Origin of the sequence: Amycolatopsis rubida, from assembly GCF_900115345.1 — a bacterium.
Lineage (GTDB): Bacteria > Actinomycetota > Actinomycetes > Mycobacteriales > Pseudonocardiaceae > Amycolatopsis > Amycolatopsis rubida.
On record NZ_FOWC01000001.1, the window covers coordinates 1279704 to 1293260 of the forward strand.

General features: G+C 69.5%; 16 protein-coding genes and 1 riboswitch. Of the genes, 10 read left to right on the forward strand and 6 right to left on the reverse strand.

The annotated features are described in order from the left end of the window. Positions 1-81: 81 nt before the first annotated feature. A complete protein-coding gene (locus tag BM362_RS06295) occupies positions 82-375 on the reverse strand; it encodes a DUF1330 domain-containing protein (protein WP_067577331.1) in 294 nt (97 codons plus the stop codon). Positions 376-456: 81 nt separating this feature from the next. Here BM362_RS06295 and BM362_RS06300 point away from each other — a divergent pair, with 81 nt between their 5' ends. The 6 genes from BM362_RS06300 (at position 457) to BM362_RS06320 (ending at position 5230) form a co-directional block, all read left to right on the forward strand. Beyond that, positions 457-936 carry a MarR family winged helix-turn-helix transcriptional regulator gene (locus BM362_RS06300; RefSeq protein WP_093572438.1) on the forward strand — a complete coding sequence of 160 codons (480 nt, stop codon included), beginning with the start codon at positions 457-459 and terminating at the stop codon, positions 934-936. 120 nt (positions 937-1056) lie between these two features. After that, the gene (gene purF / locus BM362_RS06305; protein ID WP_093572439.1) at positions 1057-2613 is read left to right on the forward strand and encodes an amidophosphoribosyltransferase; all 1557 of its coding nucleotides are present in this window, start codon (positions 1057-1059) and stop codon (positions 2611-2613) included. Positions 2614-2626: 13 nt separating this feature from the next. Next, the gene (purM, locus tag BM362_RS06310; protein WP_067577327.1) at positions 2627-3697 is read left to right on the forward strand and encodes a phosphoribosylformylglycinamidine cyclo-ligase; all 1071 of its coding nucleotides are present in this window, start codon (positions 2627-2629) and stop codon (positions 3695-3697) included. Positions 3698-3730: 33 nt separating this feature from the next. Continuing rightward, the gene (gene arfB, locus BM362_RS06315; RefSeq protein WP_037808657.1) at positions 3731-4159 is read left to right on the forward strand and encodes an alternative ribosome rescue aminoacyl-tRNA hydrolase ArfB; all 429 of its coding nucleotides are present in this window, start codon (positions 3731-3733) and stop codon (positions 4157-4159) included. A gap of 169 nt (positions 4160-4328) precedes the next feature. Continuing rightward, a complete protein-coding gene (locus BM362_RS47295) occupies positions 4329-4475 on the forward strand; it encodes a hypothetical protein (RefSeq protein ID WP_167545213.1) in 147 nt (48 codons plus the stop codon). Continuing rightward, positions 4475-5230 carry a cytochrome P450 gene (locus BM362_RS06320; RefSeq protein ID WP_093572440.1) on the forward strand — a complete coding sequence of 252 codons (756 nt, stop codon included), beginning with the start codon at positions 4475-4477 and terminating at the stop codon, positions 5228-5230. The genes BM362_RS47295 and BM362_RS06320 overlap by 1 nt, the downstream gene beginning before the upstream one ends. 49 nt (positions 5231-5279) lie before the next feature. On the opposite strand, the gene BM362_RS06325 is transcribed toward BM362_RS06320, so the two are convergent. Together BM362_RS06325 and BM362_RS06330 are read right to left on the reverse strand one after the other, a co-directional pair. Continuing rightward, entirely contained in the window at positions 5280-6011 is a 732-nt protein-coding gene (locus BM362_RS06325) for a GNAT family N-acetyltransferase (protein WP_093572441.1), read from the reverse strand. Positions 6012-6191: 180 nt separating this feature from the next. Continuing rightward, positions 6192-7088 carry a Gfo/Idh/MocA family protein gene (locus BM362_RS06330; RefSeq protein WP_067577321.1) on the reverse strand — a complete coding sequence of 299 codons (897 nt, stop codon included), beginning with the start codon at positions 7086-7088 and terminating at the stop codon, positions 6192-6194. Positions 7089-7134: 46 nt separating this feature from the next. After that, positions 7135-7262: riboswitch (cobalamin riboswitch) on the forward strand. Positions 7263-7279: 17 nt separating this feature from the next. On the opposite strand from BM362_RS06330, the gene BM362_RS06335 reads away from it, so the two are divergent. From BM362_RS06335 to BM362_RS06350, 4 genes are read left to right on the forward strand one after another with little or no spacing between them, the layout of a single operon-like run. Continuing rightward, the gene (locus BM362_RS06335) at positions 7280-7930 is read left to right on the forward strand and encodes a hypothetical protein (protein ID WP_067577320.1); all 651 of its coding nucleotides are present in this window, start codon (positions 7280-7282) and stop codon (positions 7928-7930) included. Next, a complete protein-coding gene (locus BM362_RS06340; protein ID WP_093572442.1) occupies positions 7917-8996 on the forward strand; it encodes a CbiQ family ECF transporter T component in 1080 nt (359 codons plus the stop codon). The genes BM362_RS06335 and BM362_RS06340 overlap by 14 nt, the downstream gene beginning before the upstream one ends. Beyond that, positions 8993-10591, forward strand: coding sequence for an ABC transporter ATP-binding protein (locus tag BM362_RS06345; RefSeq protein ID WP_067577316.1), 1599 nt, complete (start codon positions 8993-8995; stop codon positions 10589-10591). Before BM362_RS06340 ends, BM362_RS06345 begins: the two co-directional genes overlap by 4 nt. Next, positions 10588-11373 (forward strand): ECF transporter S component, encoded by a 786-nt coding sequence (locus BM362_RS06350; protein ID WP_067577314.1) that lies wholly within the window; start codon positions 10588-10590, stop codon positions 11371-11373. The genes BM362_RS06345 and BM362_RS06350 overlap by 4 nt, the downstream gene beginning before the upstream one ends. Here the strand turns inward: BM362_RS06350 and BM362_RS06355 are convergent. From BM362_RS06355 to BM362_RS06365, 3 genes are all read right to left on the reverse strand, one after another. After that, positions 11366-12199, reverse strand: a complete 834-nt coding sequence (locus BM362_RS06355; RefSeq protein ID WP_093572443.1) for an alpha/beta fold hydrolase — start codon at positions 12197-12199, stop codon at positions 11366-11368. The genes BM362_RS06350 and BM362_RS06355 overlap by 8 nt on opposite strands. A gap of 68 nt (positions 12200-12267) precedes the next feature. Further along, complete coding sequence (locus BM362_RS06360; protein ID WP_093572444.1) at positions 12268-13128, reverse strand: 3-hydroxybutyryl-CoA dehydrogenase; 861 nt, start codon at positions 13126-13128, stop codon at positions 12268-12270. A gap of 114 nt (positions 13129-13242) precedes the next feature. Further along, entirely contained in the window at positions 13243-13425 is a 183-nt protein-coding gene (locus tag BM362_RS06365) for a DUF3073 domain-containing protein (protein WP_037716129.1), read from the reverse strand. Positions 13426-13557 lie beyond the last annotated feature (132 nt).

Genomic DNA, 13557 nt, shown 5'->3' on the forward strand with positions numbered 1-13557 from the left:
GCCCCTGATTTCAGGTCCCGTACGAAGTGGCCCAATCCACTTCGTACGGGGCCTGGCTCATTTCTGCCCCGTGCCTGCCGGTCAGGCGCCTTCGACGATGCGGAAGTCGCGCTCGACGGCGTCCGAGAGGGTTACCAGTGCCGTCTGATAGGCCTCGCTCTCGTAGGCCGCGACGGCCTCTTCGAAGCTGTCGAACTCGATCAGAACGACGCGTTCGGCGATTCCGGCCTCGTGAACGACCATCCGGCCGCCGCCGCGGGACAGGACCCGTCCGCCCGCGGCTCGGACGGCTTGAGCGGCCAGCTTGTCGTAGGCGGCCAGCCTCTCCGGGTCGGAAACGACGCGGTAGACGCTGACCCAGTAGCCCTTGGCCACGGAAACCTCCTGTGTTCGGCCGGACACGTCCGACTACGCGAGATGTATAAAGAACTTATATAAGTACTCTATGCTTCACGCATGAGCCGTCAAGACGATGATCGCGGCGCTTCCGCCTCGATCGGGTCGGCCCTTTACGAGCTGGCCACCATGGCCGCGAGACGCCTCCCGCGCGACGTCAGCATCACGTCCGCCGCCACCCTGGCGACCCTGCACAGGTGCGGCCCGCGACGTATCACCGATCTGGCCGTGGCCGAGGGCGTCACTCAGCCCGCGATGACCGCCCTGGTCCGGGCGATGGAGAAGTCCGGGCTGGTCGAGCGAAGGGGCGACGCTTCCGACAAGCGGGTCACCTTGGTGTCGCTGACCGCGGCTGGCAGATCGTACGTGCAGACGCGGCGCCAGGCGGGCGTCGATGCGTACGCGGGGCTGATCAACGAACTCGCCGACGATGAGGTCGAAGCCCTGACGGCGGCACTTCCGGCGCTGGCGCGCCTGGCAGAGGTCGAAAGCCAGCGTCGGGAGGAGCCCCAGCCCTCCCGGATCACTGCTTCACATTAAGATCACTGCTCCGGAAAGCCTCCCCCGTAGTGGGCAGAACCACGCCGTGAACGGCCGCCCCACTTCATCCACCCCTTACACTTGGACTCGGCCCGCCCGCGTCTTCCTGGGAGCTCCTCGGTGGTTTCCGACCCCTCCGCCAGTACTGATCGACCCGAAGATCAACCCGAACCGGAACCCCGTGAGGAGTGCGGCGTCTTCGGCGTCTGGGCTCCCGGGGAAGAGGTCGCCAAGCTCACCTACTACGGCCTCTACGCCCTGCAGCACCGCGGGCAGGAGGCAGCGGGCATCTCCGTCTCGGACGGCTCGCAGATCGTCGTGTTCAAAGACCTCGGGCTCGTCAGCCAGGTCTTCGACGAGCAGGTCCTGCAGTCCTTGCAGGGGCACATCGCCGTCGGGCACTGCCGGTACTCCACGACCGGGGCCACGATCTGGGAGAACGCCCAGCCGATCTTCCGCACCACGGACACCGGCAGCGGCCTGTCCTTCGCGCACAACGGCAATCTGGTCAACACCGCCGAGCTCCGCGATCGCACGGTCGCCGCGGGCCTGAAGCCGCACGCCGGGCTCACCGGGTCCTCCAGCGACTCCGACCTCGTTTGCGGGCTGCTCGCCGCGAACGCCGCGGACAAGGGCATCGAGGCCGCCGCGCTGGACCTGCTGCCGACCCTCAAGGGCGCGTTCTGCCTGGTCTTCGCCGACGAGAACACCCTGTACGCGGCCCGTGACCCGCACGGCGTGCATCCGCTGGTGCTCGGCAGGCTGGAACGCGGCTGGGTCGTGGCGAGCGAGACCGCCGCGCTCGACATCTGCGGTGCGTCGTTCGTGCGCGAGGTCGAGCCGGGCGAGTTGATCGCCATCGACGCCGAGGGGCTGCGTTCGTCGCGGTTCGCGAACCCGGAGCCCAAGGGCTGCGTCTTCGAGTACGTCTACCTCGCCCGTCCGGACACGTCGATCGCCGGCCGCAGCGTGCACGCCACGCGCGTCGAGATCGGCCGCAAGCTGGCCGCCGAGCACCCGGTCGACGCCGATCTCGTGATGCCGGTGCCGGAGTCCGGCACCCCGGCCGCGATCGGGTACGCGCAGGGTTCCGGCCTGCCATACGGCACCGGTCTGGTCAAGAACGCCTACGTCGGGCGCACCTTCATCCAGCCGTCGCAGACCATCCGGCAGCTCGGCATCCGGCTGAAGCTGAACCCGCTGCGCGACGTGATCCGCGGCAAGCGCCTGGTCGTGGTGGACGATTCGATCGTCCGCGGCAACACCCAGCGCGCGCTCGTGCGGATGCTGCGCGAGGCGGGTGCGCTTGAGGTGCACGTGCGGATCGCGTCGCCGCCGGTGCGGTGGCCGTGCTTCTACGGCATCGACTTCGCCTCGCGGGCCGAACTCGTCGCCAACGGCGTCGACCTCGACGGCATCCGCCGTTCGATCGGGGCCGATTCGCTCGGCTACATTTCGCTGGACGGCCTGGTCGCGGCGTCCGAGCAGCCGAAGTCGCGGCTGTGCACGGCCTGCTTCTCCGGCGAGTATCCGATTCCGCTGCCCGAGGACGCGCTGATCGGCAAGCACCTGCTCGAAAGCATGGACGCCGCAGGTGGCGCGGCGAGTCCGGTCAGCGCCGCCGGGTACGGTGCCGAAGACGCCGTCCGGCGTCCGCGAACCAAGCATGTCCAGTAGGGAGTCCGCTTCCGTGAGCGAGTCCACGAGCGCCACGTACGCAGCCGCCGGGGTCAGCATCGACGCCGGGGACCAGGCCGTCGAGCTGCTCAAGCCACACGCCGAGCGGGCGACAAGGCCCGAGGTGCGCGGCGGGGTCGGCGGTTTCGCCGGGCTCTTCTCACTCAAGCTCGACAAGTGGAAAGAGCCGATCCTCGCCTCGTCCACGGACGGCGTCGGCACCAAAATCGCGGTCGCGCAGGCGCTCGACAAGCACGACACGGTGGGCATCGACCTGGTCGCGATGGTCGTCGACGACCTGGTCGTCACCGGGGCCGAACCGCTGTTCCTCCAGGACTACATCGCGGTCGGCAAGGTCGTGCCGGAGAAGATCGCGGCGCTGGTCGGCGGCATCGCCGAGGGCTGTGTCCAGGCGGGCTGCGCGCTGCTCGGCGGCGAGACGGCCGAGCACCCCGGCCTGATGGGCGAGCACGACTACGACCTGTCGGCCACCGGCGTCGGCGCGGTCGAGGCGTCCGCGCTGCTGTCGCCGGAGAAGGTCCGCCCCGGCGACATCGCCATCGCGATGGGCTCGTCCGGCCTGCACTCGAACGGTTACTCGCTGGCCCGGCACGTGTTGCTGGACATCGCGCGGATGCCGCTGGACGGACACGTCGAGGAGTTCGGCCGCACCCTCGGCGAGGAACTGCTCGAACCCACCAAGATCTACGCGAAGGACTGCCTCGCGCTGGTCGCCGAAACCGAGGTGCGCACGTTCGCGCACATCACCGGCGGCGGTCTTGAGGCGAACCTGGCGCGCGTGATGCCGCGTGGCCTCGTCGCCAAGCTCGAACGCGGCACCTGGACGCCCGCGTCGGTGTTCGCCCTGATCGGGCAGCGCGGCAAGGTCGAGCGCGCGGAGCTGGAGAAGACGTTCAACATGGGCGTCGGCATGGTCGCGATCGTGTCCGCCGAGGACGTCGACCGGGCGCTGGCGGTGCTCACCGCGCGGCACGTGCCCGCGTGGATCCTCGGCGACGTCCAGCCCGCCGAAGACCCGGACGGCCCGCGCGCGGTGCTGTCCGGCGACCACCCGCGGTTCTGAAAGCCGCTTGCCCCGTCTTGAGACACTGAGGACATGGCGGAGGACGTACGCGTCGGCGCCCGGTTCGTGATCCCGGGCGCCGAACTGCGCGAGCGGTTCTCCCGATCCTCAGGACCGGGCGGACAAGGCGTGAACACGACGGACTCGCGCGTCGAGCTGTCGTTCGACGTCGCGGGCTCCGCCGTGATCCCGCCCGCGCTGAAGGAACGCATCACGGCCCGGCTGGGCACCCGCCTGGTCGGCGGAGTGCTGACCATCGCGGCCAGCGAATACCGCTCCCAGCTGATGAACCGCGACGCGGCACGGGAACGGCTCGCCGAGGTGCTGGCGAAGGCTTCCGCGCCGCCGCCGGCCAAACGGCGTCCCACCAAGCCTTCGCGAGGCTCGAAGGAACGCCGTCTGGCAGCGAAGAAACGCCGCAGCGACGTGAAGCGCGGCCGCGGCGGCCGATACGACGACTAGCGTTGTTGATCACTGCGGGTGAAGGTGCGCCTGGCGGTATCGCTCAATTGCCTTCCTGCGGCGTCTTTTTCGTTTTCGCTAATTCTGGAGAGTGACGCGACCTCCTGAACGGCGAGTTCTTGCCGAAGTCGTTTACGCACGTCTCGGCGCTATCCGGCAGGTCTGCCCGGTGGCGAAAAGCTCCGCGCACGGCGGGTTTCACCTGCTGACCGGCTACGACGAGATCCCGGAAGCGGCCAACAACGGTGACATATTCAGTTCGTATGTGCAGGGCCTCGGTGCTGCGGATGTCGTAGCCGAAGATGCCTGGATCTGATGACAATCCGCCGCCGCGAGCGCCATTATTTGAATTTGATGGTCAGCCGCACCTGGCTTGGCGTCGCGGCTTTGCTCGGCATTCCGGAAGACGGGAGGGGGTTGCTGGCGGACCAGGCCAAGAGACTTGTTAGCGCCGAAAGCCAGCAGGAAGCCGAGGCACGCGGCCGGGAATACGCGAAACTCCTTCTCGGCCATATCCGCGAACGCGCTGGCATGCCGCGAGACGACATGCTGTCAGACGTGATCCACGCCGGTTTTGGCGAGCGACAGGTGCTGCGCTTCGCGTCGCTGATGGTCGCCGCCGGGCAGTTGACCACCACCGACGCCGCAGCCACGATGGCGCTGCTGCTCGCCGAGAACCCTGACCTGAGGGACCGGGTCCGCGACAGGCCCAAAGCGCTGGACGAGTTCATCGAGGAAGCAGTCCGGCACGAACCGGCGGTGGCGGCAACCGGCCGAGCCGTCGCCCAGTCGACCACACTGGGCGGAGTGCCGCTCGACGCCGGGGATCGGGTTTTGCGCGCCTGGGGAAGCGCCAATCGTGATGAACGACATTTCAACGACGGCGGCGTCTTCCGGCCGGAACGCGGGCGGACGAATCCGGCTCATCTCGGATGCCCGACCCGAGTTGCGTGTCATGTCGCAGGAACTGGTTGCGGCATTGCCGGACATGCGGCTTCAAGCAGATGCCCGGCCTGCGGCGTGATACGTGGGGTGCGGGAGGTGCCGGTCGAGTGGTCGACAACTGGGTAGCCGTACCGGTCGCCGCAACGACAGTGCGTCGCGGCGACCGGTACGACGACTAGCTCAGCGACAAGTGCACACACTCACCGGCAACGCGGTACCCAGCACGGCGATACACCGTCCCGATTCCCACATCGCCTGGCGTGAGGAACGCCGTTTCCGCACCGCGTTCGTGGGCGAGGCGCGTGAGGTGCGCGGTGATCGCCGTCGCGATGCCTTGGCCGCGGTGTTCGACGGCCACGGCGATGCCGACGATTTCCGTCGCGCCGGACACGATGTCCAGTGCGATTCCGCCGCCCACAATGGTTTCGCCGCGTTCGGCTAGGACCGTCAGGTAGTCGCGGTTGCGTTCGACATCGGCGTCCGACACCTCGGGCGACTCGCCGAAAGCGACGTTCTGCACGGACCGCAGGCGACGGAATTCATCGTCGGACGACGGTTCACGCAGCTGAATGTGTTCTGGCGCATCACAATCGACGAGATCTTCGACGCTGCAGGTCATCACCGGCACTCGCCGTTCCAGCGTGAACCCCGCGGCGACGAGAGTTGCCTCGACGTCCGGAGCGGCTTCGGTGAAGAACTCCAGCCGGGGCCGGAGGTCTCGTTGCCGGTAAGCGGAAATCAGGAGAGCGATCTCGGCGGACGAGGGCTTCGCGCCGTCGTCGGGGATGGCGTAGTTCTCCATCGGATGCGAGCTGTCCTTGGCGAAGGTCGCCAGGAACGGGCCGATTCGCTCGGCGTCGCGGCCGATCGGTGCGGTCGCGCGGACGTATGCCTGAAGGGCGGACATCTCTGGTGGAGGCCTTTCGAGAAGAAGGAATGCGCGGGCAGCACAAAACTGGCAACCCCACGCCGGGCGCGCAGGCCGACAGCTCAGGCCAGGCGGCCGGGGTGGGCCGTGGCGGAGCACATAGGCATTCCTTCGTCCGAAACGAACTTCCCGCTCATCGTCTCAGACCGGGCAACCGAATTAACGGCTCAGCGCGGCGCGTGCTTGGTCCACGATCCGGGCCAGGTGCACGCCTCGGCGGACGTCGCAGGGATGTGTGGTCGTTCCGCACGACACCATCGCGGCGAAATCGTCCAGCAGTGCGGTGTACGCGTCGTTCGCCGTGCCGGTGCGGCCCAGCGTGCGCAAGCCGTGCTCGCCGAAGACCGAATACTCGACCACCGTCGGCTGAACCGGCAGGCGCAGGCTGAGCGTCGCGGTGCTCGTGATGCCGCCCTCGTGTTCGAGCAGCAGTTGCCACAGGTCCTCAGGGCCGCGGTGTGCGGCAAGGACGCCGGTGATCGGGCCGAGTGCGGCGTCGAGCAGGTCGAACGCGTGCGGGCCGATGTCGGCGAGCGCGCCGGCGGCCGGATCCTGTCGCCAGGCCGAGGTCGCGTACTTGCCGGCGAGCAGCGCGCCGGACAGCCACCGCACGCTGCCGCCTCGCCAACCGCCAGCGGCGGTGACGCCGTCCAGCCAATCGCGCGTCTGCTGAGCGAACCGCAGCGTCAGCATCACCAGCGAAGCGACGCCAGCCGACGTCACGGCGTCGGCGAGCCGCTCCGCCGTGGCCAGGTCGGCGGCGATCGGTTTCTCCAGGATCAGGTGTTTTCCCGCCTCCGCGGCGCGGGTCGCCAGGTCGGCCTGCACCGTCGGCGGCACGGCGAACGCGAGCGCGTCGACCTGCTCGAACAGCTCGTCCAGATCGCTGGTGGGCACGGCGTCGTAGGCCTGCGCGAGCGCGGCGGCGGCTTCTGGCCGACGGCTCCACACAGCACTGAGCACGGTCCCTGGATGATCCGCGAGCCCGGGAGCGTGCACCGTGGTGGCCCACGGTCCGGTTCCTACGAGGCCGACGCGCAGCTGGTCCTGTCCCACGCTCGGAAGTGTAGGTGTGTCCGCGGTCGCTTCCGGCGGGGCCTGCGGTGCGTTAACGTCGACAAGTTCTTCGCCACGAACGGGGGAAGCCGGTGAGAATCCGGCGCTGGCCCGCAACCGTGAGCGGCCCCCGGGAGGGACCGCGAGCCGGATCGCCCGTCGTGGTCCGATCGATGCGAGGTACATCTGACATGCGGTTCGTGCACGCGCGGCACTGGGGGCGAGTCCTCGTCGGCTGTGCTCTTCTCGTCGCTACCGGTTTGGGCGGGGCGTCCTCCGCCTCCGCGACCACGCCCGGCAAGGGCGCCGACGGCTACTGCCAGGACGACAACGGCGTCACGGTGATCGTCGACTTCCAGGGGCTTGGCGGCGAAACCCTCATCCGGTGCGCGCCCGGCAAGCAGGAAAACGGCGTCACCGCGCTGCAAAACGCTGGCTTCGAACTCACCGGCGCGGGCAAATACGGCCTGGCCGTGATGTGCAAGATCGAGAGCAAGCCCGCCGACCAGACCTGCACCGGGATGCCGCCGGAGCAGGCGTCGTGGAGCTTCTGGACCGCCACCAACGGCGGCAAATGGGAGTCGGCGCAGGTCGGCGCGCAGAGCTGGAAGCCGCCTGCCGGAGCGTTCGAGGGCTGGTCGTTCGCGATCGGCAAGTCCTACACCGAGTATCCGCCGCCGCGCACCGAGCCGGTGCGCAAGGCCAACGCGCCCGCCGCGGCCCCGGCGTCCACTTCGGACAGCGGGTTCCCGTGGGGCCTGGTGATCGGCATCGTGGTCGTCGTGCTGCTCGTGGTGGCCGGGACGGTCGTCGCGGTGCGCCGCAGGCGTGCTGCGGAGTAGTCCGCGAGCGCTCCATCCCGGCGCGTGGTGGGTGTGGGCGCTCGCGCTCGCCGTCGCCGCGAGCCGGACCACGAACCCGGTTCTGCTCGCTTTGGTGATCGCGGTGGCCGGGTTCGTCGTGGTGCTCCGCCGCGGCGACGCGCCGTGGGCGCTGGCGTTCCGGATGTATGCCTGGATCGCCGCGGTGATCCTGCTGTCGCGCGTGCTGTTCCGGATCCTGATCGGCGGCGAGGACGGCGGCCACATCCTGTTCACGCTGCCGGCCATCCCGCTCCCGAGCGTCGCGGCCGGCATCCAGCTCCTCGGCCCCACCTCGGCCGAGGAACTGCTCGGCGGGCTGTACGACGGGCTCCGGCTGGCCACGATCGTGCTCTGCGTCGGTGCCGCGAACGCGCTGGCGAACCCGAAACGCCTGCTCAAGGCTGTGCCCGGGGCGCTCTATGAGGTGGGGACGGCAGTCACTGTCGCGCTGTCCGTGGCCCCGCAGTTGGTCGAGAGCGTGCAGCGGGTGCGTCGCGCGCGTCGACTGCGCTCCGGGAAGACGCGCGGCCTGCGGTTCGTGAAGGGGATTTTCGTGCCGGTGCTCGCCGACGCCATGGACCGGTCGCTGCAACTCGCCGCGGCCATGGATTCCCGAGGCTACGGGCGGCGCAACTACCTCTCTCCGCGCGTCCGGATGCTGATCGCGACCTGCGTGTTGGCCGGTTTGGTCGGCGTCGCGGTGGGGGTCTACGGAGTGCTCGACGGGTCCGCGTCGTGGCTCGGCGTGCCGATGCTCGTCGCCGGTCTGGTGCTGGCCGCCGCCGGATTCGTGCTGGGCGGGCGGCAGATCCGCCGCACGACCTACCGGCCTGACCCGTGGCGGCTGCCGGAAACGCTGGTCGCGCTGTGCGGCGTCGCGACCGCGGTGCTCGTGCTGCTCGCCGACCCGGTTTCGCTCACCACCCCGGCCAGCCCGCTGACCTGGCCGGAGCTGCCGCTGCTGCCGGCCGTCGCGGTGCTGATCAGCGTGCTGCCCGCTTGGTTCGCGCCGCGTCCGGCGCTGGTGTCGGAGGTCGCCCGATGATCGAGTTTTCACACGTCAGCGTCACCTACGACGGGGCTGACCAGCCGGTGCTCCGGGATGTCGACCTCACGATCGAGGAGGGCGAACTCTGCCTCGTCGCCGGACGCACCGGAGTCGGCAAGTCGACCTTGCTCGGTGCGATCAACGGTCTCGTCCCGCATTTCAGCGGCGGCACCCTGACCGGGCGCGTCAAGGTCGACGGGCTCGACACCGCGACGCATCCGCCGCGTGAACTGGCGTCGGTCGTCGGCGTGGTCGGGCAGGATCCGCTGGCCGGATTCGTCACCGACACCGTCGAGGAAGAACTGGCGTACGCGATGGAGCAGCTCGCCGTCGCGCCGGACGTGATGCGCAAACGCGTCGAGGAAACCCTTGATCTGCTGGGCATCGCCGAACTTCGCGACCGTCCACTTCGGACGCTATCCGGCGGGCAGCAGCAACGCGTCGCGATCGGCGCGGTGCTCACGGCGCACCCGAGCGTGCTGGTGCTGGACGAACCGACGTCAGCGCTCGACCCGACCGCGGCCGAGGAGGTACTGGCCGCGATCACGCGCCTGGTGCACGACCTTGGCACGACGGTCGTCGTCGCCGAGCACCGGATGGAACGCGTCGCGCAGTACGCCGACCGCCTGCTCTACCTGCCCGGCGGCGGCACCGTCGTGTCCGGCCAGCCAGCGGAGGTTTTCGCCGAGACCGATGTCGCCCCGCCGATCGTGGAGCTGGGCCGACTCGCGGGCTGGTCGCCGCTACCGCTGTCGGTCCGCGACGCGCGCCGGCTCGCCCGTCCGCTCCGGGAACGCCTGGCCGAGCGCCGCCCTGCCGAGACCGTGAAAAGCTCTGGCGAAGCAGTCCTCAAGGCGAAGGGGGTGCGGGTCCGGTACGGCGGCGTGAACGCGGTAAGGGGCGTTGACCTGCGGCTGGACCGCGGCGAGGTCGTCGCGCTGATGGGCCGGAACGGCTCCGGCAAATCCTCCCTGCTGTGGGCGTTGCAGGGCAGCGGACCTCGCTCGGACGGCACGGTCGACGTCCTCGGCGCGGACCCGAAGACGCTCCGGTCACGGGCCGCCCGCACGCGCGTCGGGCTGGTCCCGCAGACCCCGTCCGACCTGCTGTATCTCGATTCGGTCGGGGCGGAATGCCGACAGGCCGATGGTGAATCCGGCGTCGACGCGGGCACTGCCCGGAAGCTGCTCGACCGCCTCGTGCCGGGCATCAAAGACCACACCAACCCGAGAGACCTCTCCGAAGGCCAGCGACTCGCCTTAGTTCTCGCCGTGCAACTCGCCGCCGCCCCGCCGGTCGTGCTGCTGGACGAACCGACCCGCGGCCTGGACTACCCGGCGAAACGGCACTTCGCGACCATCCTCGCCGACCTGGCCGCCGACGGGCACGCGGTGCTGCTGGCCACCCACGATGTCGAGTTCGTCGCCTCCGCCGCGCACCGCGTCGTGGTCCTCGCCGAGGGCGAGGTGGTCGCCGACGGCCCGACTGCGGACGTAGTGGTGGCCTCGCCCGCCTTCGCGCCGCAGGTGGCGAAGATCCTCGCACCGGAGCCGTGGCTGACTGTGGACGCGGTGGCGAAGGCGCTGGCGTGACCGATTTCCTGGGCCCGGCCGTCCGCATCCGGCACCGCACGGCGCTGGTGCTGACGGCGGCCGTCGTGATCGGGCTCGCGATGTTCTGCTGGCCGCTGCTTGCCCGCAGCACCGTGGGCACCTCCGCGCACGTGACCGACGCGCCGTTCGTTTTCCTCGTGACACTGCCGGTGCTGATCTTGATCGTGCTGGCCGAACTGTCCAGCGGCGGACTCGACGCGAAGGCCCTCGCGCTGCTCGGCGTGCTGTCCGCGGTGAACGCCGCGCTGCGTCCGCTCGGCGCGGGCACCGGCGGGATCGAGCTGGTGTTCTTCCTGCTCGTGCTGGCCGGGCGGGTCTTCGGGCCGGGCTTCGGCTTCGTCCTCGGCTCGACGTCGCTGTTCGCGTCCGCGCTGCTCACCGGCGGCGTCGGGCCCTGGCTGCCGTTCCAGATGCTGGCGTCGTCGCTGGTCGGGCTGGGTGCCGGGCTGCTGCCGCGCCGGGTGAAGGGCCGGTGGGAGATCGCGATGCTGGCGCTCTACGGAGTGGTCGCCGCGTACTTCTACGGCCTCGCGATGAGCCTGTTCACCTGGCCGTTCCTGGCGAACCACACCGCACTGGACTTCGTCCCGGGCGGCCCGCTCGGCGAGAACCTGCACCGGTTCCTGGTCTTCACCGTGCTGACGTCGACGTTGGGCTGGGACACCGGTCGCGCGCTCACGAACCTGGTCGCGATCCTCGTGCTGGGCCCGGCGATCCTGACGGTGCTGCGCCGGGCCGCACGACGAGCGGCGTTCAGCTGAGCGACTGGCCGACTTTGTCGAGCACCTCGACGAACTGAGCCATCCCGGCCGCGTTCGGGAAGTGCGAGGTGTCGATGTCGTGCACCTCGAACTTGTTGCCGGGCGTGCGCGCGTCAGCCTCGGCGATCATCCGGTCCTGCAGCGCGAGCGGCACCAGGTGGTCCTGGAGATGCCGGACGTAGAACCGCGGAACGCGACCCCACCGCTCCGGCGTGCCGCGCGAGTCGGTGGCGCCGCGGCCGATGATGTCGTCTGGAGCCATCGCGTTGAGCAGGGCGTAGAACTCGCCATCGGTCGCGTCCGCGCAGAGCGCCGCCCTCGCTGCCGTCAACGCCTCCGCCGAGGAGGACCGCCAGTTGAAGCGCATCGCCCCGATCACCGCCGGATCGGCCGCGATGAACCCGAGCATCGCCCCGACCTGCGACGTCGCGGCCTCTGGGGTGGCCAGGTAGTCCTCCGGCGTCGGCAGCTCGACACAGCAGAACGCGGCGTCGTAGACCAGCGCCGACACCAGTTCCGGGACCTCTTCGGCGACGAGCGTGACCAGCGCGCCGCCGATGCTCGACCCGACCAGCACGACCGGGCCCAGCTCCGCGGCCCGCCCGACGACGTCCACAGTGGTCGCGACCTGGCCGGCCACGGTCACGCCGGCCAGCGCGGACGGCTCGGTGGCGAACGCCCCGAGATCCTGCGGAGCCTGATACGACAGCCGAAACTGCTGCTCCGGCTGCGGAACGCCTACTCCGCGATACCCGCGCAGCACGAGTTCCGGCGGGGCGGCGGACACGCCGTTGGCACCGGCGGCGAAGACGAACGTCGAAGTCATGCCGCACAGTCAAGCGATCCGCCCGGCCGCGCACAGCGGGGGAAAGTGGATCAGGCCCGCAACTAAAGTCAGGAGTACGAGTAGAACCCGCGGCCGGTCTTCTTGCCGAGCAGCCCGGCGTCGACCATGCGCAGCAGCAGCGGCGGCGACGAGTACAGCGGCTCTTTGAACTCCGCGTACATCGAGTCCGCGATGGCCTTGATGGTGTCGAGGCCGATCAGGTCGGACAGCCGCAGCGGACCCATCGGGTGCGCCGTGCCCAGCTCCATGCCGCGGTCGATGTCCTCGGCCGAGGCGAAGCCCGATTCGATCATCCGGATCGCCGACAGCAAATACGGCACCAGCAGCGAGTTCACGATGAACCCGGCCCGGTCCTGCGACCGGATCACCGTCTTGCCCAGCGCGCCGGTGGCGTGCTCCTCGGCCCGGCGGGCGGTGTCCTCGCTGGTCAGCAGCGACGGGACCAGCTCGACCAGCGGCAGCACCGGCACCGGGTTGAAGAAGTGGATGCCGACGACCTGCTGCGGACGGCCGGTGGCCATGCCGAGCTTCATGATCGGGATCGACGACGTGTTGGACGCGAACACCGCGTCCTCGCGCTCGACGATCTTGTCCAGTGCCCGGAACACGTCGATCTTGGCCTGCTCCTGTTCCAGGATGGCCTCGACGACGAGATCGCGGTCGGCGAACTCGGCGATGTCGGTGGTGAAGCGCAGCCGCCCGAGTGCCGCCTCGGCGTCCTCGGCGGCCAGCTTGCCGTTGCGGACGCCGCGCTGCAGCGACTTCTCGATGCGCGCCTTGCCCGCGTCGAGGGCGGGCTGGTTCACCTCGGTGACCAGCGCGTCCAATCCGGACCTGGCGTGCACCTCGGCGATGCCGGAGCCCATCAGCCCGGCCCCGACCACACCTACTCGTGCGATGTCGCTCACCCGTCCAACTCCTTCGTCACCTCACCGACAGCAGCAAGAAAACGGGCAGCACACAACGCACGAGGGCGTCTCGGACCTAAGTCCGATGCCGCCCTCGCGTGTCGTGTGCCTGCGTCAACGGCGGTACTCGTCGTACCCGTCGTCGTACGGGTCCTCATACCGCTTGTCGTCCTCGTGGTTGTCCGAGGAACTACTCGACAGCTCGCGCTGCAAAGCATCGAAGTCGGTTTCGTGGGAGCTGTATTTGAGCTCGCGCGCCACCTTCGTCTGCTTGGCCTTAGCCCGGCCGCGCCCCATGGCTCGACCCCCTCGCACAGGGGCGGGGCGGCCGGGGGAATCGGCGGCCCCGCATCGTCTCGACAGTTCTTTCCTGCTGACACCGTACCGTGTCCCGGGGGTTGGATGCGACGTGGCACGGTGTGCTCGTCG